This is a genomic window from Micromonospora sp. NPDC005205, assembly GCF_040608275.1.
Taxonomy (GTDB): Bacteria; Actinomycetota; Actinomycetes; order Mycobacteriales; family Micromonosporaceae; genus Micromonospora.
Window position 1 is genome coordinate 1 of sequence record NZ_JBEXHV010000020.1, and the last position, 23867, is coordinate 23867.

Annotated in this window: 20 protein-coding genes; 12 read left to right on the plus strand and 8 right to left on the minus strand. The window is 71.9% G+C overall.

The annotated features are described in order from the left end of the window. Window positions 1-159: 159 nt before the first annotated feature. Both ABZU43_RS27475 and ABZU43_RS27480 read right to left on the minus strand, forming a co-directional pair. Entirely contained in the window at window positions 160-393 is a 234-nt protein-coding gene (locus tag ABZU43_RS27475) for a hypothetical protein (RefSeq protein WP_091402071.1), read from the minus strand. Between the two features lie 245 nt (window positions 394-638). Beyond that, window positions 639-2243 (minus strand): RNA polymerase sigma factor, encoded by a 1605-nt coding sequence (locus ABZU43_RS27480; RefSeq protein WP_355009337.1) that lies wholly within the window; start codon window positions 2241-2243, stop codon window positions 639-641. 665 nt (window positions 2244-2908) lie between these two features. Between ABZU43_RS27480 and ABZU43_RS27485 the strand changes: the two genes are divergently transcribed. Further along, window positions 2909-3727 (plus strand): inositol monophosphatase family protein, encoded by an 819-nt coding sequence (locus ABZU43_RS27485; protein ID WP_355009338.1) that lies wholly within the window; start codon window positions 2909-2911, stop codon window positions 3725-3727. A 140-nt stretch (window positions 3728-3867) separates the two neighbouring features. Here the strand turns inward: ABZU43_RS27485 and ABZU43_RS27490 are convergent, their stop codons facing one another. Continuing rightward, window positions 3868-4380, minus strand: coding sequence for a LytR C-terminal domain-containing protein (locus ABZU43_RS27490; protein WP_355009418.1), 513 nt, complete (start codon window positions 4378-4380; stop codon window positions 3868-3870). 433 nt (window positions 4381-4813) lie between these two features. Here ABZU43_RS27490 and ABZU43_RS27495 point away from each other — a divergent pair, with 433 nt between their 5' ends. Beyond that, a complete protein-coding gene (locus tag ABZU43_RS27495) occupies window positions 4814-5110 on the plus strand; it encodes a DUF4193 domain-containing protein (RefSeq protein WP_007075406.1) in 297 nt (98 codons plus the stop codon). 119 nt (window positions 5111-5229) lie between these two features. Next, entirely contained in the window at window positions 5230-6081 is an 852-nt protein-coding gene (locus tag ABZU43_RS27500; protein WP_355009339.1) for a hypothetical protein, read from the plus strand. A 79-nt stretch (window positions 6082-6160) separates the two neighbouring features. Here ABZU43_RS27500 and ABZU43_RS27505 read toward each other — a convergent pair whose 3' ends face one another. Beyond that, window positions 6161-6688, minus strand: coding sequence for a DUF3093 domain-containing protein (locus ABZU43_RS27505; protein ID WP_355009419.1), 528 nt, complete (start codon window positions 6686-6688; stop codon window positions 6161-6163). A 90-nt stretch (window positions 6689-6778) separates the two neighbouring features. On the opposite strand from ABZU43_RS27505, the gene dut reads away from it, so the two are divergent. The 4 genes from dut (at window position 6779) to ABZU43_RS27525 (ending at window position 9213) form a co-directional block, all read left to right on the plus strand. After that, a complete protein-coding gene (dut, locus tag ABZU43_RS27510) occupies window positions 6779-7315 on the plus strand; it encodes a dUTP diphosphatase (RefSeq protein WP_355009340.1) in 537 nt (178 codons plus the stop codon). A gap of 25 nt (window positions 7316-7340) precedes the next feature. Continuing rightward, a complete protein-coding gene (locus ABZU43_RS27515) occupies window positions 7341-8009 on the plus strand; it encodes a DUF3710 domain-containing protein (RefSeq protein WP_355009341.1) in 669 nt (222 codons plus the stop codon). 114 nt (window positions 8010-8123) lie between these two features. Beyond that, complete coding sequence (locus tag ABZU43_RS27520; protein ID WP_238671853.1) at window positions 8124-8504, plus strand: OB-fold nucleic acid binding domain-containing protein; 381 nt, start codon at window positions 8124-8126, stop codon at window positions 8502-8504. A gap of 25 nt (window positions 8505-8529) precedes the next feature. After that, window positions 8530-9213 (plus strand): DUF3159 domain-containing protein, encoded by a 684-nt coding sequence (locus ABZU43_RS27525; protein WP_355009342.1) that lies wholly within the window; start codon window positions 8530-8532, stop codon window positions 9211-9213. Window positions 9214-9251: 38 nt separating this feature from the next. Here the strand turns inward: ABZU43_RS27525 and ABZU43_RS27530 are convergent, their stop codons facing one another. Both ABZU43_RS27530 and ABZU43_RS27535 read right to left on the minus strand, forming a co-directional pair. Continuing rightward, the gene (locus ABZU43_RS27530) at window positions 9252-9941 is read right to left on the minus strand and encodes a TrkA family potassium uptake protein (RefSeq protein WP_355009343.1); all 690 of its coding nucleotides are present in this window, start codon (window positions 9939-9941) and stop codon (window positions 9252-9254) included. 3 nt (window positions 9942-9944) lie between these two features. Beyond that, a complete protein-coding gene (locus ABZU43_RS27535) occupies window positions 9945-10610 on the minus strand; it encodes a TrkA family potassium uptake protein (protein ID WP_355009344.1) in 666 nt (221 codons plus the stop codon). A 163-nt stretch (window positions 10611-10773) separates the two neighbouring features. Here ABZU43_RS27535 and ABZU43_RS27540 point away from each other — a divergent pair, with 163 nt between their 5' ends. From ABZU43_RS27540 to dxs, 3 genes are all read left to right on the plus strand, one after another. Continuing rightward, on the plus strand, window positions 10774-12858 hold the full coding sequence (locus ABZU43_RS27540) for an APC family permease (RefSeq protein WP_355009345.1): 2085 nt from the start codon (window positions 10774-10776) through the stop codon (window positions 12856-12858). A 37-nt stretch (window positions 12859-12895) separates the two neighbouring features. Then, window positions 12896-14149 carry a TRAM domain-containing protein gene (locus ABZU43_RS27545; RefSeq protein ID WP_355009420.1) on the plus strand — a complete coding sequence of 418 codons (1254 nt, stop codon included), beginning with the start codon at window positions 12896-12898 and terminating at the stop codon, window positions 14147-14149. A gap of 114 nt (window positions 14150-14263) precedes the next feature. Then, the gene (gene dxs / locus ABZU43_RS27550; protein ID WP_355009346.1) at window positions 14264-16210 is read left to right on the plus strand and encodes a 1-deoxy-D-xylulose-5-phosphate synthase; all 1947 of its coding nucleotides are present in this window, start codon (window positions 14264-14266) and stop codon (window positions 16208-16210) included. Between the two features lie 616 nt (window positions 16211-16826). On the opposite strand, the gene ABZU43_RS27555 is transcribed toward dxs, so the two are convergent. After that, window positions 16827-17981 (minus strand): hypothetical protein, encoded by a 1155-nt coding sequence (locus tag ABZU43_RS27555; RefSeq protein WP_355009421.1) that lies wholly within the window; start codon window positions 17979-17981, stop codon window positions 16827-16829. A 434-nt stretch (window positions 17982-18415) separates the two neighbouring features. Between ABZU43_RS27555 and ABZU43_RS27560 the strand changes: the two genes are divergently transcribed. Both ABZU43_RS27560 and ABZU43_RS27565 read left to right on the plus strand, forming a co-directional pair. Beyond that, entirely contained in the window at window positions 18416-20179 is a 1764-nt protein-coding gene (locus ABZU43_RS27560; protein WP_355009422.1) for a hypothetical protein, read from the plus strand. After that, complete coding sequence (locus tag ABZU43_RS27565; RefSeq protein ID WP_355009347.1) at window positions 20179-21975, plus strand: hypothetical protein; 1797 nt, start codon at window positions 20179-20181, stop codon at window positions 21973-21975. The genes ABZU43_RS27560 and ABZU43_RS27565 overlap by 1 nt, the downstream gene beginning before the upstream one ends. On the opposite strand, the gene ABZU43_RS27570 is transcribed toward ABZU43_RS27565, so the two are convergent. Then, window positions 21976-23838, minus strand: a complete 1863-nt coding sequence (locus ABZU43_RS27570; protein WP_355009348.1) for a hypothetical protein — start codon at window positions 23836-23838, stop codon at window positions 21976-21978. It abuts the gene before it with no gap. Window positions 23839-23867 lie beyond the last annotated feature (29 nt).

The following is a 23867-nucleotide window of genomic DNA, read 5'->3' on the forward strand; positions in this document are numbered from 1 at the left end:
CGGATCTTGGGCGCGGGGCGCGGGGCGCGGGGCGCGGGGCGCGGGGCGCGGGGCGCGGGGCGCGGGGCGCGGGGCGCGGGGCGCGGGGGTGTCCAGACAGAAAGAGCTGACCGGAGGCACCCTCGGGGTGCCTCCGGTCAGCTATGTCGGTTTGCGGATTTAGTTCGCCATCAGATCGGCGCCACGCCAGCTGAAATCGGGCTCCGTTGCGAACCGCTCGGTGATCTTCACGAGATCCTCCGCGTACTTGTTCGCGTGGTGCCCGCAGAACACCAACTCGCTCCCACCCGCCAGAGTGATCCGGAGCTTCCCGGCAGCATTGCAGCGGTCGCACCGTTCATCGGCGGCTGGGGGAGCCGCCGTGACGGGCGGCGGCGTGAGGGTCGGGGTCATCGCCTTCCTCCTCTGGTCGTCACCGATGAACAATCTCTTCGGTCGTTGCTCACCTATCGTGCAACACCCTTACTAGGCACTGCCTTCCCTGTGTGCCCGCGGGGGACCGAGGTCACACCTGGAAGGGACAGTGTGCCGTGCACCCAGGGTGCCACGTCAACGATCACATTCGTGCATCCGGACGATCACCATCTGGTGTTGCACACCAGGTGGTCAAAACGACACGTTCGGTTGACGAAACCTGCTCAGTCCAGGTAATCCCGGAGGACCTGCGACCGGGACGGATGACGCAGCTTGGACATCGTCTTGGACTCGATCTGCCGGATCCGCTCCCGGGTCACCCCGTAGACCTGGCCGATCTCGTCGAGCGTCCGCGGCTGGCCGTCGGTCAGGCCGAAGCGCAGACGTACCACGCCCGCCTCACGCTCGGAGAGCGTCTGCAGCACCTGCTGGAGCTGGTCCTGCAGGAGCGAGAACGAGACGGCGTCGACGGCGACGACGGCCTCGGAATCCTCGATGAAGTCGCCGAGCTGGCTGTCGCCCTCGTCACCGATGGTCTGGTCCAGTGAGATGGGCTCCCGAGCGTACTGCTGGATCTCCAGCACCTTCTCGGGTGTGATGTCCATCTCCTTGGCCAGCTCCTCCGGGGTGGGCTCGCGGCCCAGGTCCTGGAGCAGCTCACGCTGTATGCGGCCGAGCTTGTTGATGACCTCGACCATGTGCACGGGGATGCGGATGGTGCGGGCCTGGTCGGCCATGGCGCGGGTGATGGCCTGTCGGATCCACCAGGTGGCGTATGTGGAGAACTTGTAGCCCTTGGTGTAGTCGAACTTCTCAACGGCCCGGATCAGACCGAGGTTGCCCTCCTGGATCAGGTCGAGGAAGGCCATGCCACGGCCCGTGTAGCGCTTGGCCAGCGACACCACCAGTCGGAGGTTCGCCTCCAGGAGGTGGTTCTTGGCCCGCTCGCCGTCGCGGGAGATCCAGCCCAGGTCACGGACCATCTCCCGGACGAGCTTCTCTTCGCCCTCGTCGGCGGCCCGCAGCCGCTCGGCGGCGTAGAGCCCGGCCTCGATCCGCTTGGCCAGCTCCACCTCCTGCTCGGCGTTGAGCAGCGGAACCTTGCCGATCTGCTTCAGGTACGCCCGGACGGAGTCGGCGGAGGCGGTCAGCTCGGCGTCGCGTCGCGCCTGCTTGAGGGCCTCGGACTCCTCGTCGTCCCACTCGAAGTCGTTGTCGGTCGCCGAGGCGGCGGCGTCGGTCTCGGCTGCCTGGGCCAGCTCGGCCGGCTCCTCGACCACCACGTCCTCGATCGCGGCGGCCAGCTCCTCCGGGTCGATCTCGCCCTCGGCGCCCTCGCCCTTGGCCTTGCCGCCAGCCTTGGTCGGCTTGGCCCCGGCAGCCGCTGCCACCGTCGCCTTGGTGGCTCGGGTCGACTTGGTCGCCTTCGTCGGCGTCGCCATTGCGGCCTCGGCGCCGGTCGCCTTGCGAGCGGCCACCTTGCGCGGGGCCGACGTCGCCGGGGCGTCGTCGCCGGCGGGTGCCTGCTTCGGAGCCGGCGCGGCGGCCTTCTTGGTGGTCTTGGCGGTGGTGGCCCGGGACGCGGGCGTGGTCGAGCGGGCCGCGGCGACGCGGCGGCGGGTGCTCGCCGAGCCGTCCACCACGACGGTCACTCCCGCCTCGGAGAGCGCCCGCAGGATCTTCTTGGCCTGGGCCGGAGTCACCTCGGCGGACTCGACGGTGCGCGCGAGCTGAGCCGACGTGAGCTGACCACCGGCGCTCTGGGCGTGGGCGATCAGGGTGTCGGTGAGCGAGCGAACGTCGGCGCCGGGCTGGCGGGGTTCTGTCACGAATGACCTTCCGGAGGCGAAGAGCGGGCACGGCGGGTTCGTCCAGCGCAGCGAGGGTTACCGTGCCGGGCGATGTGGTTGAGGGACCCTCGTGTCACGGTCCGGCCGGTGGTCGGCGGTCCGTGCCGCGTGGGCAGGGGTGAATTGTAACGCCGTCTGCGGCGATCATCCTGCTCCGCACCGCGTACCGCCGGTGGGGACCGTCGGTGGGGTGGAGATATGGGCTTCGCGGTAATGATAGCCGCGCCTCCGGCGAAGGGCTTCCGTCGTTGCGCCGGGTGGCGCGCAGAACGTGTCCGAACTGCCGTTTGAGCAGGCAGTACGTGGTCGACGTGGCGGTTGCGAGGGTGCGCGTGTGGATCACCGGGGTCGTTGTCGGCCTGGCCGGTGGCGTCCCCACCGGGTCGCGGTTGGGCAACGGTTGTGAGCCGAGCGTGGACGGGGCGGTAAGCACTTAAGCGACATTACCAACCGAAAGGGGCATATTGGCGGAGGTCGGCCGCTCAAGCTTCGAGGGCGGTGCGGTGCGCCCACGTCGCAGCGGATCCCGGCGCCGAAGATCCTGCTCTGGTGCCGTCGTACGGCGTCGGGAACGATGATCTTCCGAGGCTGGGTCGGTAGTTTCACCCACCCACATGCACTCGGAGTGCGGAAAGAGGCGAATCATGACCAACTCGGCTACGACACCGTCGGAGCTGTTGACCATCGCGGTGAAGGTGGCTCGGGACGCGGCGGACACCGCGTACCGGATGCGTGCCGAGGGGGTCGTCGTCGCCGCCACCAAGAGCACCGTCACCGACGTGGTCACCGCCGCCGACCGCGCGGTCGAGCGGCAGATCCTCGCCGCTTTGGCCGCGCTACGCCCCGACGACTCGGTGCTGGGCGAGGAGTACGGCGAGGAAGCCGCCGGTGCGGCGCACAGCGGAGTGCGCTGGATCGTCGACCCGATCGACGGCACTGTGAACTACCTCTACGGGCTGCCGTACTCCGCTGTCTCGTTGGCCGCCGAGGTGAACGGGGTGGTGGTTGCCGGCGTCGTGCGCAACGTGAGTACCGGCGAGGAATGGACCGCCACGGCCGGCGGCGGGGCCTGGCGCGACGGTGCACGCCTGCGCTGCTCCGGCGAGGTGGACCTGGGGCAGGCGCTGGTGGGCACCGGCTTCGGGTACGACGCCGGCCGTCGGGCGCACCAGGCGCAGGTGGTGGCCGGGCTGATCGCACACGTACGGGACATCCGCCGGCTCGGCGCCGCGGCGCTGGACCTCTGCCTGGTCGCCGAGGGGCGGCTCGACGCGTACTTCGAGAAGGGTCTTGCGGCTTGGGACCTGGCGGCTGGCGGGCTGGTGGCCGCCGAGGCGGGGGTCCGGGTCGCTGGCCTGGCCGGTCGGCCGCCGGGGCCGGACCTGGTGGTCGCGGCACCGCCCGCGCTCTTCGCGCCGCTGCACGACCGGTTGGCCGCGCTGGACGCCTCCGGCGGCCCCTGACCGGCGGACCAGGTCGGCCGGCTCTGAGCGGCCGGCTCCGGCCTTCCGGCACCCGGCTCCGGCCGGTGGGCCGGGTTCCCGCCGGTGGGCCGGGTCGCTACCGGTCGCCGGCCTGGCGCCGCGGGGGACCGGTTACGCCGTCACTTGGCGGGTGGGGACGGGCAGGCGCCCTTGGGTGCCTCCGGGGGGCCCGAGTCGCCGAGCGACTGGTTGACCTCGGTAGTGGTGGCGAGCTGCTGGAAGCGGTTGCCCAGCACCACGTCCACGGTGTCGTCGGCGCGCTTCGGGTCGTAGCCCGGCACGGCGTTGTTGAGGAAGTACGCCTGGAGCAGGTGCGCGGAACCGACGCCCTTCGGGCCGTACCGCAGCACCGCGACGCTGTCGACCTTCTTCTCGTTCCCGGTCTTCTTGACCTGGAACTGTCGATTGCTGAACTCGTCGGCGACGGTGTGGGCGAGGCCGGGCTGATCCGTGGCGTTGAAAACGTTGATCTTGACGTCCTTGCGCTCGCGCAGGGTCAGATCCGCCAGCGGCCAGCCCTCGGGGCAACCCGCCGCGGTGCCCACGTTGCCCTGGCTGTCGCGGACCACGGCCACGACGACGAAGACCAGGGCGATGATCGCCAGCAGGCCGACGACGACGAGTGCTCGCACGCGCGCAAAACTCATCAGGGCGCTCCCCGGAACCTCAGTGGGTGATGGCGGCCGGGAACGATCGCTCAGGCCGCCGGCCGTCGAATACGCCGCTGAGGTTAACGGTTGTCCGGCCGTCGCGTGGAAACAGCCCGACATGCCGGCGCGCCGACCGCGAACCGGGTACTACTACCCCTATCTTCGTGTCGCCTGAGTCACATTGGGAACAATCTCGCGTGCGGGGGCGTACATCTCAGCCGCAAGGGCGGTATACATGCCTCGCCCAAGGGGGGGTAAGGTTCCGCGCTCGCAGGGGAGTCTCCCCAGCGAGCTCGACCCGTTCGGTCCTCGGGTCGGGTGCCCGACACAAGTGATGGCCGGCCAGCGGAACCGAAACAGCGTCGTCCGGCGTTACAACCGGAAGCGACAACATCGATATGGGAGAGTGAAACCGATGGCCACCGACTACGACGCCCCGCGTCGCGACGAGGTCGACCTCGGCGAGGACAGCCTGGAAGAGCTCAAGGCACGGCGCGTCGACTCACAGTCGGGCGCGGTGGACGTCGACGAGGCCGAGGTCGCCGAGAGCTTTGAGCTGCCCGGTGCCGATCTGGCCGACGAGGAGCTCACGGTCAAGGTGCTTCCGATGCAGCAGGACGAGTTCCGGTGCGCCCGCTGCTTCCTGGTCCACCACCGTAGCCAGCTGGCAGTCGAGCGTAACGGCGAGCTGATCTGCCGCGAGTGCGTCTGACAAGCACGACAACACCGGCGGCGGCCTCCTGAACGGGGTCGCCGCTGCCGGTGTAGGCATGCGGCTGCGGTGGGTACCTGCTTGACTCGTAGCGGGTAGCCACAGCACCGGGAGGTCCGATGAGCGATCGAGGCGGCACCACCGAAGGCGGCACGGACGGCCTGGGTGCCACCCGTGGCACGGACGACCTCGGTGCCACCCGTGGCACGGACGACCTCGGTGCCACCGTCGCGGCGTTGACCGCGGACGACATCGCGCCGGCCCGACGCCGCCAACTACTGACCCGGATGGTCGGGCAGGCCCGTGCGCGGGGCATCTCCGACCTGTTCAAGCCCCGTGCCGCCGTGCGGTGGATGGTCGACGCCGTGGCCGAGATCGCCCCGCACGTGCCGGTACGGGACCTGGACACGTTGCGCCAGCACTTCCCCGGCCTGGACGACACCGCCCTGGCCGACCGGCTCATCCGTAACGCGTCGAGGACCACCGCCGCCATCGGCGCGGCCGGTGGGGGCGTCGCGGCCGTCGAGTGGACGGTGGCCCCGACCCTGCTCTCCGCGCCGGTGCTGCTCGCCGCCGAGACCGTGGCCGTGGTGGCGGTGGAGCTGAAACTCGTCGGCGAGCTGCACGAGATCCACGGCGTGGCGCTACCGGCCGCTGGCAGCCAACGGGCGGTCGCGCTGGTGCACTCCTGGGCCACTCAACGCGGCGTCAACCCGATGGTGCCCGGCGTGGGAGTTGGAGCGGTGCTCGGCACCGCCGCCCGCAAAGAGTTGCGGGACATGCTGCTGCGGCGCTTCGGTCGCAACCTCACCACGCTCGGGCCGTTCCTGACCGGGGCGGCGGTGGCCAGCTTCCTCAACCGTCGGGCCACCCAGCAGATGGCCGAGCAACTCCAGATGGACCTGCGCCGGCGGGGCATCGCCCGGCCCGCGCCACCGGCGGCCCTCCCAGGCCCGCCGACCGGCACCTGAGCGGGCCCTTCGGCGTCAGACCGGCAATTGAGCGGCTCTTCGCCGTCGGACCGGCACCTGAGCGGCCCTCGGCGTCGGGTCAGCCCGGCTCGCCCGCCGTCGGGTGGGAGACCGACAGGGCGTCCCGTGCGGTCAGCACCGCTTCGGCCAGTTCGACCGGGTGGCGGGTGCTCACCACCCAGAACGGGGTCGGGTCCGCGGGATCGTCGAGGATCACCTGCACGGCGCCGCCGATCCACGGTCGCTGCACCACGAAGGCGAGCGGGTCCGCGCCGACGCCGAGCACCTCACGTCGGCCGGCCACGTCCAGCGGCACCACGTCGGCCACGAAACGGACCGGCAGGCGGGCGTCGTCCACCCGCAGCTCGGCGTCGGCAACTGCGACCCGGATCCGGCCCAGCCACCACAGCCCCACCGCGGTGAGCGGCACCAGCACGGCGAACGGCAGCCAGGAGCGGACGCCGGGGGCGCCCATCCAGATCTCGACGGCCAGCAACGCGGCGGCCACCAGCCCGGCCAGCCACAGCCACCAGGGCAGATTCAACCGCTCGGTGTACGCCGAGCGGGCGGCGACCGGCGGCTGATCGGCGGACGGGGAGGGCGACATGCTCACTCCTGCGAGGGTACGGCGCACGGCGGCTCGACGAACCGGCAGGATGGCAGGGTCACCCCGCGAACCGGACGGAAGAGGGGACCCGTGACCGACGTCGTACCCGTGCCTGTGCAGTTGCTCGACCCGGAGCTGCCGTTGCCCACGTACGCGCATCCCGGCGATGCCGGGGCCGACCTGGTGGCGGCCGCGGACGTGGAGCTGCCACCTGGCGGCCGTGCCCTGGTGCCCACCGGCGTGGCCATCGCGCTGCCGGAGGGGTACGTGGGCCTGGTCCATCCCCGCTCCGGTCTGGCGGCCAGGCTCGGCGTGACGGTGCTCAACGCGCCCGGTACGGTCGACGCCGGCTACCGGGGTGAGATCCTGGTCAACCTGATCAATCATGATCGGGATGTGCCGGCGAAGATCTCCCGCGGCGATCGGATCGCTCAGCTCGTGGTCCAGCAGGTCGCGCGGGCGCGGTTCGAGCCGGTGGTCGAGCTGCCCGCGTCCCGGCGCGGGGCTGGTGGGCACGGGTCCACTGGTGGGCACGCCGGGCTGGTGCCGTCGCCGACGGGCCAGGACCGGGTCGAGCGGCGGCCGAGCGAGCCGGGCCGCGGGCAGACGGAAGAGGTGGCAGGGTGAGTGTGAACAGCGGAGGGCAGGCGCAGTGATCTTCTCCCGAAAGCGGGCCGACGCGGAGCGGCAGACCCGCGACGAGCGAGCCACCCAGGTCCCGGACCAGGGCGATGCGACGCCGACGTTGGAGCGCGGCCCGTACGACATCTCCGAGAGCTACGACGACGTGCAGCGACTCGACCTGGGCAGCCTGCACATCCCGGCGATCGCCGACGTCGAGGTGCGGGTGCAGGCCGACCCCCAGGGTGTGGTCCAGCAGGTGGTGCTGGTGCACGGCGACAACGCGCTCCAGTTGGGCGTCTTCGCCGCCCCCCGATCCGAGGGCATCTGGGACGAGGTGCGCGAGGAGATCCGGCAGTCGCTGCTCCGCGACGGCGCGAGCGCGCAGGAGGTCGCCGGCGAGTACGGCCCGGAGCTGCACGCACAGGTGAATACCCCGGACGGCGCGACGAACCTGCGGTTCGTCGGAATCGACGGGCCGCGTTGGATGGTCCGGGGCGTCTTCCAGGGCCCGGTGGCCACCGACCCGGCCATGGCCGGTCCGCTCGTCGAGTGCCTGGACGGCCTGGTGGTCGACCGTGGGCAGGAGGCGAAGCCGGTCCGCGAACCGCTGCCGCTGCGGCTGCCCCGGGAGATCGCCGACCAGGCCGAGGCCGAGGCCGAGGCGGGCGACGCCGCCGCCGCGCCGCGTCAGGTCTGACCCGCGCGCACCGGCCCGCCGGAACCAGCCCCGTCGGCGTACGCTGGCGGCACGGTTCCGGCGCCGCCGGGGCCGGCCGGGGACGGCGAGCGTGGAGAGGGTGACGCGGAGGTCATGACGACCGACGAGGGCCGGGTGTCGCTGCGGCGCATCCTGCAGAGGTTCACCGCCAGCGAGGCCGAGATCGACGCGCAGGAGCTGCGTCGGGAGAGCGCCCAGTGCGGTGGGATCCCCGCCCAGCAGTGTTCCCGGGGTCAGCTGGTCTCGGTCGCCGGTCGGCTGCGCACGGTGGTCTACACGCCGCGCACCAATCTGCCGACCCTTGAGGCCGACCTGTACGACGGCAGTGACGTGGTCACCCTGGTCTGGCTGGGGCGACGGCACATCGCCGGGATCGAGCCGGGACGGCATCTGACCGCCCGTGGCCGGGTGGCCGTGCGGGACGATCGCAAGGTCATCTACAACCCCTACTACGAGCTGGACTCGCCCAAGTGACGGCACTGCGGACGGAAGGCCGGCGATGACGACGGGACAGGACCGGGCGGCACAGCCGGATACCGACCCTCAGGACGAGGAGCCGCTGCCGACGATCGCCGAGCAGATGGCCGACCAGCTCGGCGGCTGGCGCGGGCTGGTCGAGTCCAGCATCCCGGTCGTGGTGTTCGTCGTCGCCAACGTCATCGGCGAGCTGCGGCCGGCGGTGATCGCGTCGATCGCGGTCGCCGTGTTGATCGCGGGGCTGCGGCTGGCCCAGCGTCGACCGATCCGACACGCCGTCAACGGGCTCTTCGGCGTCGGTGTCGGCGCGGCCATCGCGTGGCGCACCGGCGACGAGCGTGACTTCTACCTTCCCGGCATCCTCTACGGCATCGGCTACGGCATCGCCCTGCTGGTCTCGGCCGCGATCCGGCAGCCGTTGGTGGGCTGGATCTGGTCGGTGTTGGTGGCCAAGGGCCGTTCGGAGTGGCGGTCCGACCCGAAGCTGGTGCGGACGTTCACCCAGCTGACGGTGCTCTGGGGCGTGGTCTGGCTTGCCAAGGTTGGCGTGCAGGCCGGGCTCTACCTGGCCCACCAGGACACCGCGCTGGGCGTGGCCCGGCTGGCGTTGGGCTACCCGCCGTACGCGCTGCTGTTGCTGATCACGGTCTGGACGGTGCGCCGGGTCACCCGGGAGGCGCCGCCGGCCCCGCTGCCCAGCGCCTGAGCGACGTCGGGCGGCCGGCCCGCTCAGCCCCGTGCGGGTCAGCGTGAGCCGCGGGTCCGTTCGACGCTGTCCGGCCCGAGGATCACCGCGCGGACGGCGTCCTCCACCTCGGCGGTGCAGACGAAGATCAGCTCGTCGCCGGCCTCGATCGGGTCGTCCGGGCTGGGCACCAGGACCCGCTTGCCGCGCAGGATCGCCACCAGGGCGGCGTCTCGGGGCAGCGGCACGGCGTGGATCGGTTGACCGACGTATGGGGCGGTCGGCGGCAGGGTGATCTCGACGAGGTTCGCCTCGCCCTGTCGGAAGGTCATCAGCCGGACCAGGTCGCCGACGGTGACCGCCTCCTCGACGAGCGCGGCCATCACCCGCGGCTTGCTCACCGCGACGTCCACGCCCCACTGTTCGGTGAACAGCCACTCGTTCTCGGCCCGGTTGACCCGGGCGACCACCCGGGGCACCGCGAACTCGGTCTTGGCCAGCAGCGACAGCACCAGGTTGGTCTTGTCGTCGCCGGTCGCCGCGACCACCACGTCGCAGCCGGCGACGTCGGCCTCCTCCAGGCTGCTCACCTCGCACGCGTCGGCCAGCACCCACTCGGCGGCCGGCACCCGGTCCGGGCGAAGCATCTTGGGTTGACGCTCGATCAGCATCACCTGGTGGCCGTTGTCGATCAGCTCCTGGGCGATCGAGCGGCCCACGTTGCCCGCGCCCGCGATGGCGACCCGCATGGCTCAGTGCCCTCCTTCCGGCGGCGTCGCCGCCACCGACGTGACAGTCGCCACGATGTCATCGCTGACCAGCATGAACGCCTGGTCGCCCTCCTGAATGACTGTGGAGCCGGTGGGCAGTGTGCCGATGCCGAAGCGGATCAGGTAGGCCACCCGCGCTCCGGTCGCGTCCTCCAGCGTCCGCACCGGTCGGCCGATCCAGTCCTTGTGTACGGGCACCTCGACGATCGACACCGTGCTCGTGGGGTCGCGGAAGATCTCCACGTTGCCCTCCGGGACCAGGTGCCGCAGCATCCGGTCCGCCGTCCACCGCACGGTCGCCACGGTGGGGATGCCCAGCCGCTCGTAGACCTGCGCCCGGCGCTGGTCGTAGATGCGGGCGGCGACCCGGGACACGCCGAATGTCTCGCGGGCCAGCCGGGCCGAGATGATGTTGGAGTTGTCGCCGCTCGACACCGCCGCGAAGGCGTCCGCGCGTTCGATGCCGGCCTGCCGGAGCACCTCGCCGTCGAAACCGGCCCCGGTCACGGTGATCCCGGCGAAGTCGGGGCCGAGCCGGCGGAAGGCGTCGGCATCCTGGTCGATCACCGCCACCGAGTGCCCTCGGGACTCCAGGCTGTGGGCGAGCGTCGACCCGACCCGACCACATCCCATGATCACGACGTGCACGCTGTCCCTCCCAAGGTGCGTACCACTCCCGTTGCCGGTGGCCTTCGAGTGCGAGCCTGCCACGTCCCGGTGGCGAGCGGGGACCGACCGTACCCCGCCCTCGCGAGCAGCGGTGATCGCCCACCCCCGCGCCCCCGCCGTGGTGGTCGTACTCTTGGCGTTCGTGGCCAGTCCCACCTCGCTGCTGAAGCGGCTTCTTCTCGGTCGACCGTTCCGGTCCGACCGGCTCCAGCACACCCTCCTGCCGAAGCGCATCGCGCTGCCCGTGTTCGCGTCCGACGCGCTGTCCAGCGTCGCGTACGCGCCCGACGAGATCCTGCTGACCCTCTCCATCGCCGGTGCCTCCGCGTACGTCTTCTCGCCGTGGATCGCGCTGGCCGTGGTCGTGGTCATGCTCACCGTGGTGGCGAGCTACCGGCAGAACGTGCACGCCTACCCGTCCGGTGGCGGCGACTACGAGGTGGCCACTGTCAACCTGGGGCCGAAGTTCGGCGTCGGGGTGGCCAGCGCGTTGCTGGTCGACTACGTGCTCACGGTGGCGGTGTCGGTCTCCTCCGGGGTGGCCAACCTGGGCTCGGTGGTGCCGTTCGTGGCCACCCACAAGGTCCTGATCGCGGTGAGCGCGGTCGTCCTGCTGAGCGCGGTCAACCTGCGTGGGCTGCGCGAGTCGGGCACGGCGTTCGCCATCCCCACCTACGGCTTCGTGATCGTGATGGCCGGGATGCTGCTCACCGGTCTGTTCCGGGTCTTCGTCATGGGTGACGAGCTGCGCGCGCCGAGCGCCGACCTGGTGATCCAGGCCGAGCACAGTGTGACCGGTTTCGCGCTCATCTTCCTGCTGCTGCGGACGTTCAGCTCGGGCGCCGCCGCGCTCACCGGTGTCGAGGCGATCTCCAACGGGGTGCCCGCGTTCAAGGCGCCGAAGAGCCGCAACGCCGCCACCACCCTCCTGCTGCTCGGCAGCATCTCGGTGAGCATGCTGGTCGGGATCATCTGGCTGTCCCGGCTGACCCACCTCCAGTTCGTGGAGGACCCGGGCCTCCAGATCGTCTCCGGCCCCGAGGGGTACGTGCAGAAGACGGTCACCACCCAGCTCGGCGAGACGGTCTTCGGCTCCGGGTCGATCCTGCTCTACGTGGTGGCCGGGATGACCGCCCTGATCCTCTTCCTGGCCGCGAACACCGCGTTCAACGGCTTCCCGGTGCTCGGCTCGATCCTCGCCCAGGACCGCTACCTGCCCCGTCAGTTCCATACCCGGGGCGACCGGCTGGCCTTCTCCAACGGCATCGTCTTCCTGGCTCTCTTCGCGATCGTGCTGATCGTCGGTTTCCAGGCTGAGGTGACCCGACTCATCCAGCTCTACATCGTCGGAGTCTTCGTCTCGTTCACCGTCTCCCAGGCCGGCATGATCCGGCACTGGAACCGGCACCTGCGCACCGAGCGGGACCCGGAGGCGCGTCGCCGGATGCACCGCTCGCGCGCCATCAACACCTTCGGCGCGGGCCTGACCGGCGCGGTGCTGGTGATCGTCCTGATCACGAAGTTCCTGCTCGGCGCCTGGATCGCCATCGCCGCGATGGCGGTGATCTACGTGCTGATGCTGGCGATCCGCCGGCACTACGACCGGATCGCCGTCGAGCTGACCCCGCCGGACGAGGGCCGGGCCGTGCTGCCCGCCCGCAACCACGCCATCGTGCTGGTCAGCAAGCTGCACCAGCCGACGCTGCGGGCCATCGCCTACGCCCGCGCCACCCGGCCGGACACGCTCACCGCGGTGACTGTCAACGTGGACGAGAAGGACACCCGGGACCTGCAGGCCGACTGGGAGCGACGGGAGATGGCCATCCCGCTCACCGTGATCGACTCGCCGTACCGGGAGATCACCCGCCCGATCCTCGACTTCGTCGCCTCCACCCGCCGCAAGTCGCCCCGGGACGTGGTCACCGTGTTCATCCCCGAGTACGTGGTCGGCCGTTGGTGGGAGAACCTGCTGCACAACCAGAGCGCCCTGCGCCTCAAGGGCCGGCTGCTCTTCGAACCGGGGGTCATGGTGGTCAGCGTGCCGTGGCAGCTCGCGTCGACAGCGAGCAAGAACCTGGACCGGCTGGACGCCACACTGTCCCGGACACCGGCGCGTGGGCCACGGAGCGCCGTGCCACCGCCGGTCGCCGCACCGCCGGTGGCCGCCGCGCCGCCCGGCGAGGGCGGGCCCGAGAACAGCGCAACGATGGGGAACACTCGTGACTGAGCCAGGCGGTCAGCGGACCGCGACATCCGGGACGCCGTTGGCGTCGGCCTCACCGGCGTTCGAGCGGGGCCTGGCCGAGACGGACCGGGTCGAGCTGACCGTCGACGCGGTCGCGCCCGGCGGGCACTGTGTCGCCCGGGTGGACGGGCAGGTGGTCTTCGTCCGGCACGCGCTGCCGGGTGAGCGGGTCGTCGCCGAGGTCACCGAGGTGCACCGGGGGTTCGTCCGCGCCGACGCGGTGACAGTGCTGGACCCCTCACCGGACCGGGTCGAGCCGCCCTGCCCGTACGCGAAGCCGGGTGCCTGCGGGGGCTGCGACCTCCAGCACGTCGCACCGGCCGCCCAGCTGGCCTGGAAGACCGCAGTGGTCCGCGAGCAGTTGGTCCGCCTCGGTGGGCTGACCGACGTCGAGCTGGACCGCCTCGGCGTGCGCGTCGAGGCGTTGCCCGGTGGGCTGCTCGGCTGGCGCTCCCGGGTCCGTTACGCGGTCGACGCCGCCGACCGTGCCGGCCTGCTCAAGCACCGCTCGCACGAGGTGGTGCCGATCGACCGCTGCCGGATCGCCCACCCAGCCATCCAGCAGCTTCCGGTACTCACCCCCACCGGTGCGCGCTGGCCGGCCGCCGAGGCGGTGGAGACCGTCGCCAGCACTGGCGGAGACGTCACCGTCACGGAGATCCGCGACGGGGTGCCCGCCCCGGTCAGTGGCCCGACCGAGGTCCGCGAGGTCGCCGCCGGACGGGACTGGACGCTGCCCGCTTCCGCGTTCTGGCAGGTGCACCCGGCCGCCGCGGACGCCCTCTCCGCGGCCGTGCTGGAGTTGCTGGACCCGCAGCCGGGCGAGGTCGCCTGGGACCTCTACGGCGGCGCTGGGCTGTTCGCCGCCGGGCTGGCCGCACGGGTCGGCGCGACCGGCCGGGTGACAGTCGTCGAAGCGGCGGCGCAGGGTGTCGCCGCCGCCCGGGAGAACCTCGCCGACCAGCCCAGCGTCGAGGTGGTGTCGGCCCGGGTGGAGACCGCGCTGGCCCGCCGACGGATCACCGGCCCGGTCGACGTGGTGGTGCTCGACCCGCCGCGCTCCGGGGCCGGCGCCCAGGTGGTCCGCGCGCTGGTCGCCGCCGGCCCGCGGGCGGTCGCGTACGTGGCCTGCGACCCGGCCGCCTTCGCCAGGGACGTGCGTACCTTCGCCGACCTCGGTTGGCGACTGGCGGCGCTCCGGGGCTTCGACCTCTTCCCGATGACCCAGCACGTCGAGCAGGTCGGGCTGCTGCTTCCCCCGGACGTGCGGTAGAACACCCGCGTCGGCGCCTGACCGGGTGCTCAGCTGCCCACTCCCGGCCCGGCCCGGGTGCGTGCGGCTCGGGCCGGGCTGCGGAGTACCGGGGGGCCGATAGACTCTCCGTTCATGAGTGTTGAAGAGGACACGGCCAACCACGGCCGGCTGCTGGGGACGGTTCGCGGTCCGCAGGACGTCAAGCGGATGTCTGGCGAGGAACTGGACGTCCTCGCCGCCGAGATCCGGGACTTCCTGATCACCAAGGTCTCCCGCACCGGCGGGCACGTCGGGCCCAACCTCGGTGTGGTCGAGCTGACGCTCGCCATGCATCGCGTCTTCGACTCCCCCCGGGACCGGCTCCTGTTCGACACCGGCCACCAGGCGTACGTACACAAGATCCTTACCGGGCGTCAGGCCGGCTTCGACAAGCTCCGCCAGCGCGGGGGCCTCTCCGGCTACCCCAGCCAGGCGGAAAGCGAGCACGACCTCATCGAGAACTCGCACGCTTCCACCGCGCTGTCCTACGCCGACGGCCTCGCCAAGGCGTACGCCCTCCGGGGCGAGGCGCGCAGCGTCGTGGCCGTGGTCGGCGACGGCGCGCTGACCGGCGGCATGTGCTGGGAGGCGCTGAACAACATCGCCACCGCCGGCAACTCCCTCGTGATCGTGGTCAACGACAACGGCCGGTCCTACTCGCCGACCATCGGCGGGCTGGCCGACCATCTCTCCTCGCTGCGGCTCAACCCCGGCTACGAGAAGGTCCTCGACACCGTCAAGGACGCCCTCGGCTCCACGCCGCTCGTCGGCAAGCCGATGTACGAGGTGCTGCACGCGGTCAAGAAGGGCATCAAGGACGCGGTCGCCCCGCAGGCCATGTTCGAGGACCTGGGCATCAAGTACGTGGGCCCGGTGGACGGGCACGACGTGACGGCGGTCGAGGCGGCGCTGCGCGCGGCCAAGAACTTCGGCGGCCCGGTCATCGTGCACGCCGTCACCCGCAAGGGCTACGGCTACCGTCCCGCCGAGGAGGACGAGGCCGACTGCCTGCACGGCCCCGGCAGCGCCTTCGACGTGGAGACCGGCGCGCTGCTGGCGGCCCCGTCGGTGAAGTGGACGCACGTCTTCGCCGACGAGCTGCTGGCCATCGCCGACGAGCGCCCGGACGTGGTGGGCATCACCGCCGCCATGGCCGAGCCGACCGGCATCGCCAAGCTGGCCCGCAAGTACCCCGAGCGGGTGTACGACGTGGGCATCGCCGAGCAGCACGCGGCCACCTCGGCGGCCGGGTTGGCGCTCGGTGGCCTGCACCCGGTGGTCGCGGTCTACGCCACCTTCCTCAACCGCGCCTTCGACCAGGTCCTGCTGGACGTGGCGATGCACAAGCTGCCGGTGACCTTCGTGCTGGACCGGGCGGGCATCACCGGCCCGGACGGGCCCAGCCACTACGGCATCTGGGACATGTCGGTCTTCGGAGTGGTGCCGGGGCTGCGGATCGCCGCTCCCCGCGACGCCGCCACCCTGCGCGAGGAACTGCGCGAGGCGATGGCCGTCGACAACGGCCCGACAGTGGTGCGGTTCCCGACCGGTGCGGTCGCCGCGGACCTGCCGGCGCTGCGCCGGGTCGGCACTGTCGACGTGCTGGCCGAGTCCGCCCGTACCGACGTGCTGCTCGTCGCCGTCGGCTCCTTCGGCCAGTTGGGCATGGAGGTGGCCGCCCGGGTCGCCGAGCAGGGTTACGGCGTCACCGTCGTCGACCCCCGCTGGGTGCGTCCGGTCCCGGCGGAACTGGTCGACCTGGCCGCCCGCCACCGGCTCGTGGTCAGCGTCGAGGACGGCGTCCGAGTCGGCGGGGTGGGCGACGCGCTCGCCCAGGCGATGCGCGACGCCGACGTCCGGGTGCCGCTCAAGGACCTGGGTGTACCGGCCGACTGGCACCCGCACGGCACCCGCGCGCAGATCCTCGCCGACCTGGGTCTGACCGCTCAGGACGTGGCCCGCAACGTCACCGGTTGGATCTCCGGCCTGGACGCCACCCCGGACCGCCTCACCCCCAGCGACGCAGCCGCACAGAACTGACGAGACAAACAACGGCGGGCGTCCCTCGGGACGCCCGCCGTCGCATATCCACCCCAGTCCGCAGTCCGCAGTCCGCAGTCCGCAGTCCGCAGTCCCCAGTCCCCAGTCCGCACCCTCAGGCCGCAGCGCCCAAGCCCTCCGACTGCCCCGCCCCGCCCCAGCCCTGCCCCAGCCCCGCCTCGGCTGCGTCGATCAAGGACTTGTGGTGCCCCGCAAAAGGTGCGTATGGCCAGTAGTTGCCCACCACAACTCCATGATCGACTCTGCGAAGGGGTGGCGGGGGCGGCGGAGCGGCGGGGTGTGGTGCGGCGTGGCGGGGCGCGTTGTGGCGGGGCGCGGTGTGGCGCGGCCGGACGCCCGACGTCTCATATCCGCCCCACCGCCAACGCCCAACCCTTCCCACCCACCGCGCGCCGCCCGCGCCCTTCCCGCGCCGATCTTGCACTTTCGGTCGACGTAATGCGCCTTGAGCCCGTTTTGTCGGCACAGAAAGTGCAAGATCGGCGCGGGGTGAGCGGGGGCGAGGCCGGCTGTCAGCCTGTTCCGGCCCGGCCCGGCCCGGCCCGGCCCGGCCCGGCCCGGTGGGGTGGGCCGGGTGAGGGGTGGGGTGGGTGGGTTAGCGGGGGGAGATTGAGCGGTAGTGGGTCTTGTCGGTGTTGGCGAGGCTGTAGGTCTGGGAACGGGACGGGGTGGGGACTACCACCAGGCCGGGGCGCTCGACCAGCAGGGGAGTGCCCGGCGGAACGGACAGGGAGCTTTCCCGGGTGGCCCGCCAGCTCAGCACCACCAGCGGCTGACCGGGCACCGGCAGTTGGTACGCCTGCAACGGGGTGGCCCGGTCGGCGGGTGAGACGACGGGCGCGCTCCCGTCGGCCGGTCGATAGATCACCGCCGTCATCGCACCGGCGTCGGTGTCCCAGGTGAGCTGTTGCAACTCGGCCGGCTCTCCGCCGCCGAGGGCAACTTCGCCGAGCGAGCGCACGGTGAGTTTCGCCATCGGCCAGGACGTCGGCACCGAGCGCGGGGCGTCCCGGTCCCCGATCCGGCGCGGGATGCTGCCGAAGGGGCCCCGGTCGCCGGACAGCACGCAGGTGTCCAGACCGGTGAGCGCCCGCCGGCCCGTGCCGGACTCGTCGCGGACCAACGGGTAGCGCGGGTCGACGGTGCCGGTGCCCAGGTCGAGCAGCCGGTCGGCGGCCCGACCGCGGGGGAGCGACTCCGTGGTTCGCAGGGTCGCGGTCACGCCGACGGCCGTGCAGGACGGCACGTCGACCGGTGCGCTGAGACCGTCCGCGATGGTCAACGTCCGGTCCTTGGGCCCGAGGAGGCTCTGCACCCGGGCCGAGACCAGGTAACGCCGGCCGCTGGCCGTCTGCACCGGCAGCACGTCGGAGTAGACGAGGTAACCCGGATCGGTGTATTCGGTGGCGCGGGTCACCGTGTACCGGTCGCCCTCGCGAGTCAGTTGCAGAAGCCAGGACGCGCTTTCGCCGGGCACGTCGGCGGCCACCAGCGCCACCGGGGCGCCGTCGACCCGACCGGAGAAGAGGATGCCCGACGAGGGCAGGTGCGCGCGGTCGTCGGCCGGCGACCGCCAGCTCCGGACCGCCGCGGTGACCGCGGACGTCGCCGTGGCGTCGCTGGAGAGGTCGCCCCGGGGCGGCCACACGGCGAGGGTGCCGTCCAGGCTGTCGTACCCGACCCGGAGGTCCTGCGGCTTCCGCTCGGCAACCGGACCGCAGGCCGTGCCGGCCAGCAGCGCGCTCAGCAGGACGGGAAGCGCCCTGCCGTACCGACGGCCTGGAATCACCTGGACCGCCCCCGATCGCCTCGCCGTCGCTGTCGGAAAGCGCCATAGTACGAGATGTCCGATGCGGCCCCTCAGTTGGCCGGCACCCGAAGCACCACAATGGACACCACCGGGGGTTTAGGGCGTTTTGGTTGCTCCGGTAGACTCCGCCGACTGTGACGCCTGCCGAGTCCCGCGCCCTGCCCGCGCCGCACCCGGAGGCGGTAGCCGACTCCGCCGAGCTGGTGAGCTACCGCACACCGGCCGGTCTCTTCGCCGGCCCGCCCGCGCTGGCCGCCCCCACCACAGCGCCGGCCGATCCCGAAGCGCCGGCCGTCCCAGGAGTGCCCGCCAAGCCCGGAGCGCCGTCCGAGCCCGAGGCGCCCGCCGAACCCGGAGCGCCGGCCGAGAGCGCGGTGCCGACGCGAGCACGGTGGCAGCGGTGGACCCGGCGTCGGCAGCATCTGGCGGTGGGCGGGCTGTTTCTGCTCGCCGCACTCTGGGTGACCAGCCGGATCTGGCTGGACCCCTCCGGTCGGGTGGCCTCGCTCTACACCGGTGACCCGGCGCAGGTGCAGTTCTTCCTCGCCCACTCGGTACGCGTGGTGCTGCACGGCGAGTACCCGTTCTACACCGAGCAGTTCAACTACCCCGACGGCGTCAACCTGATGGCCAACACGGCCGTGTTGGCGCTGGGCATTCCGATGGTCCCGGTGACGCTGCTCTTCGGGCCGGCGGTCTCCTTCGTGGTGCTGGTCACGCTCGGTCTCGCCGGCACCGCGATGGCCTGGTACCTGATGCTCTCCCGCCACCTGGTGCGTACCCCGCTCGCGGCGGCGGTCGGCGGTTGGTTCTGCGGGTTCTCGCCCGCGATGCTCTCGCACGCCAGTTGGCACCCGAACATCATCAGCCAGTTCCTGCTGCCGTTCATCGTGTGGCGGGTGCTGGTGCTCACCCGCTCCGGAAGACCGGTTCGGGACGGGGCCCTGCTCGCCCTGCTGGTCACCGCGCAGGCGTTCATCAACGAGGAGATCCTGCTCTTCACGGCGCTGGCCTGCGGCGTCTTCCTGCTGGCGGTGCTGGCCCAGGAGCCGGCCCGGTGGCGAGCGGCCTGGCGGCCTCTGGGCGTCGGCGTGGTGACCTGCGCGCTGCTGGCGGGGGCGCTGCTGGCGTACCCGCTCTACGTGCAGTTCGCCGGACCGATGGCCTACCACGGGCTCAGCGACGCGGTGAAGGACTACGGCAACGACATCGCCGCCTTCTTCGCCCCCGGCTCGCCCACCCTCGGCGGCAACCAGCGAGCCAACATCAACCTGGCGCCGAACTACTCCGAGGAGAACGCCTTCTTCGGCTGGAGCCTGTCGATGCTGGCCATCGGCATCGTGGTCTGGCTGCGCCGGGAGTTGATCGTTCGGGCGCTCGCGGCGACCGGCGTGTTCTTCGCCGTGCTGTCCCTCGGCGAGCGGGTCTCCTGGTGGGACCGTGAGCTGATCACCGGACCGTGGCAGTGGTTGGTCCACCTGCCGCTGCTGGACGCGGTGGTGCCGACCCGGTTCGGGCTCATCACCAGCGTGGTGATCGGCCTGCTGCTGGCGCTCGCCGTCGAGCGGGCCTGGGCGCTACGCCCGGCCGACCGTCGTACCGTCCGGGTGCTGACCGCCGCGGGCCTGGCCTTCGCGCTGCTGCCGATCGCACCGATGCCGCTGCGGATGGTCTCCCGGCCGCCGGTGCCGGACTTCATCACGGCGGACCGGTGGCGGGCGTACGTCGGGCCGGACCAGACGCTGGTGCCGATCCCGGTGCCCAGCATGGGCAACACGCACGGCATGCGCTGGGCGGCGGCCACCAACCTCGACTTCAAGATCCCAGGCGGTTACTTCCTCGCGCCCCGCAACGGCAACACCGGCGACGCGGGCCGGTTCGGCGGTCGTCCCAGCGGGGTGGGTCAGATGCTGGAGGAGGTGGCAACCACCGGGCGTACGCCCAAGCTTGACGACCGGCAGCGTCGGCGCTTCGCCGACGAGCTGCGGCACTGGCGGGCGGCGATCCTGGTGCTGCCGGTGCGGCAGCAGAACGTCGAGCCACTGCGTCGTACTGTCGAGGAGCTGGTCGGTCCGGGTCGCCAGGAGTTGGACGTCTGGGTCTGGGACGTCCGGACGCTCACCGACCGTTCGGTCTGATGACCACCGGGACGACGTCCCCGAACATCTCGCCCCCGGCGACGGTCGGCGCGTCCCGCTCGGCCTGGCTGCGGGACGCGCTGGTGGTGGCCGGCTATCTGGGCCTCGCGGTGCTGGTGACCAGCGGGCAGTGGGGTCACCCGTGGCGGCTGTTCCACCAGGCGGGTGACCAGATCCTCTTCGAGTGGATGCTGGCTCACGCCGCGCATGCGGTGGTCGAGGGGGAGAACCCTCTTTTCAGCACCGGCTTGAACGCGCCCGACGGGGTCAACCTGATGGCGAACACGTCGGTGCTCGGTCTGGGTGTTCCGCTCACTCCGGTCACAGTGCTCTTCGGCTCCCAGGTGGCGTTCTGCGTGGCGGTCGTCTGCTGCCTCGCCGGGACCGCCGTCGCCTGGTACGTGCTGCTGCGCCGCCGGCTGGTCGGCACCCGGGCCCCGGCCGCGGTGGGTGGGCTGATCTGTGGCTTCGCCCCGGGCATGATCGCCCAGGCGGGGGCCCACCTGCACATCGCCGCCCAGTTCCTGGTGCCCGCGATCCTCGCCCTGGTGTTCCGGCCGGCTTCGAAGACGACACGGGACGGCGTGTGGCGGCCCGGCGTCGCCCTGGGGCTGCTGCTCGTCTGGCAGGTCTTCATCGGCGAGGAGGTGCTGGTCTTCCTGGTGCTCGCGGCCGGCGTCTTCGCGTTGGGTTACGCGCTCGCCGACCGGGTGGCCGCACGGCGGCTGGCGCCGGCCCTCCTCGGTCGGCTCGCGGTGGCGGCCGGCGTGGCGGGGGTGCCGCTGGCGTACCCGTTGTGGTTCCAGTTCTACGGCCCGCAGCACTACTCCGGGATGGCGTTCGCCACGCAGGGCTTCCAACTGGACGTCGCCTCGTTCACCGCGTCGGCCCGGCAGACCGTGCTGGGTGACGACTGGCTGCCGGGGCTGCTCTCGCCGAATCCGACCGAGGAGAACTCGTTCTTCGGCCCGGGCCTACTGGTGCTCGCCGTGGTGATCGTGATCTGGCAATGGCGACGACCGCTGATCCGGGCACTGGCCGCCTGCGGCGTGGTCTTCGCCCTGCTCTCGCTCGGCGACGAGTTGCGGGTGGACGGTGCGGCCACCGGCATTCCGGGGCTGTACCGGCTGGTCGGTGGGTTGCCGTTGCTCGATCTCGCGGTGCCGGCCCGGTTCGCGCTGGTCTGCGTACCGGTGCTGGGGGTGCTGGTGGCGCTGTCAGTGGACCGGGTCCGGGCCGCGCGGGGGCCGAATGTGGCGCCGGGCCTGCCGGTGCGGCTGCTGTGGGCCGGCGCGGTCGCCGCCGCGTTGCTGCCCCTGTTTCCGACGCCGATCCGCGTGGTGCCGGTCGCGCCGATGCCGGGGTTCCTCGCCGCCGGTGGCTGGCGTCCACTGGTGCCGCCCGGTCGGACGGTGGTCGCGGTGCCCCCGGTCACCGGTGCCGGGCGCAGCCCGGTGATGCTCTGGTCCGCCCGTACCGGTCTGGGGTTCGCCGCGCCGGGCGGTTACTTCATCGGCCCCAGTGGCCCGGACGACCCGGCGGCCCGTTGGGGCGCGCCGGACCGGCCCACGTCGGTGCTGCTGCGGCAGGTGGCCGAGACCGGCGTGGTGCCGGTGCTCGACGACGCCGACCGCCGCCAGGCGGTCGAGGATCTGCGGCACTGGCGTGCCGCCGTGGTCGTACTCGGGCACCTGGAGCACGGTGACCCGGTCCGCCGAACCGTCGACGACCTGCTCGGCCCGGGCCGACCGGTCGACGGCGGATGGTTGTGGGACGTCCGGGACCGGGTCGGCTGACTAACCCACCAGGGCGCGCACGTCCCAGACCCAGACGTCGTCGACCCGCTGCGGTGGCCCGATCAGGGCGGTGACCAGCTCACGGAGCACCGCCTCGCGGGGGTGCGCCCCGAGCACCACCACCGACGCCCGCCAGAACCGTAGGTCCTCGACGGCCTGGCGGCGGTTCTCGTCGGTCAGCGCCGGAACCGTGCCACTGTCCATTGTCGAGTAGATGAGGGTGCTGGTCGGTCGGTTCGGCGCGCCGAAGACCCCCTCACCCAGCTCGTTCGGGCCGATGAAGTAGCCGCCCGGAACGGGGAACTCCTGCCCGGTCAGCGCACTCCACCGCAGCGTCGGCAGACCGTGCACGTTGCTCGGGATCGGCACCGGCACCAGGGTGCGACCCGCCGGCACGTACGGCCGCCAGCCGCCTGCGGTGATGAAGTGCGGCGGCGGGTCGATCTGCTGAGCGGGCAGCGGGCGGGGGAAGAGCGGCAGCACGGCGAGGGCGACCGCCGCGTACCCCACCGGGCGCAGCCACCGGTGGCGGGAGGCGGTCGGCGCGGCCGGCTCGTCGTCGGTCGTCGCCGGGGTCGCGTCGTCGACGCGCTGGGCCGGCACCCGCGGCCGGTCGGCCACCGCGCGCCCCTGGCGGTGCGCGGCGTCCCAGGTCAACGCGAGCAGTACGCCCACCGCGGCCGCGACCACCAGCGTCAACCGGGTCGGCATCATCATCTCGACCAGCGGCAGGTCGTCCGACACGTACGACCACGGGCCGCGCACGCCGGTCTCCACACCGTTGAAGCGCACGAACGGCCCGATCGCGGCCACGCTGAACACCACGATGAGCACCGCGGCGATCCGGGCGGCCAGCGAGCGGCGTACGAGCAGCACCAGAGCCACCACCGAGAGCAGCACCAGCGGCCAACCGAACCAGGTGTTCTGCTCGGTCAGACCGATCGTCTTCTCCACTGCCGGGTCACCGGCCCAGGTGTCCCTGGCGAACGTGACGAAGGCGACCAGGTCCTCGCCCCAGTTGTGGAACACGCCACCCTGCAGGCCCCGGTAGGACTGCGGGCCGTTGAACTGGAACCAGATCGGGTACGCGGTGAGCACCAGCGCCAGCCCGCCGGCGACGCCGAGTCCGGCCAGGAAGGTGCCGGCGGCGGCCCGGGTGGCCCGCGGCCGCTGCACGGCGTACGCCAGCACGATGACCAGGCAGGCCAGCGCGGTGAGCAGCAGCATCTCCTCGTTGATGAAGATCTGGTACGCCACCAGCGCACCGAGCACGAGGCCGTTGCGGCGCCACCGGCCCGGTTCACCCAGGGTCAGCACCCGCACCACGATCAGCGGGAGCAGGAAGTTGGAGACGAAGTTCGGTTGGCCGTTGGCGTGGTGGATGATTCCCGGCGCGAAGCCGAGGAACGCGCCGCCGACGAACGCCGCCGCCCGGGAACGCACCAGGTGGCGGGAGAGCATCCAGTACCCGGTGCCGGCGGTGGCCGCCAGCGCCGCGCCCAGGTAGACGGCGTACATCACCTGGGGGCCGAGCAGCATGGTCAGCGGGGCCAGCGGCAGGGTCACCCCGAGCAGCGAGGTGTTGGCCATCATGTTCACCCCGTCCGGGGCGTTCTGACGGGCCGTGAACAGCGGGTTCTCCAGGTGCCGCACCGAGTACTCGCCGTGCGCGAACAGCCACTCGAACCAACTGTGGTCGGTGGGCAGGTGCGAGGAGACCCGGCCGTTGACGTCACCCCAGTAGTTGAGGCAGACGAAGACGCCCAGCAGCACATAGGCTCCGAGGGCCAACAGGTCGGCTCGGGCCGGACGGCGTCGAGGCCGCCGTGTCGACTCGGCCTCGACCGGGTCGGCGTCGGTCACGGGAATCAGCGAAGGGTCTACCACCGGCA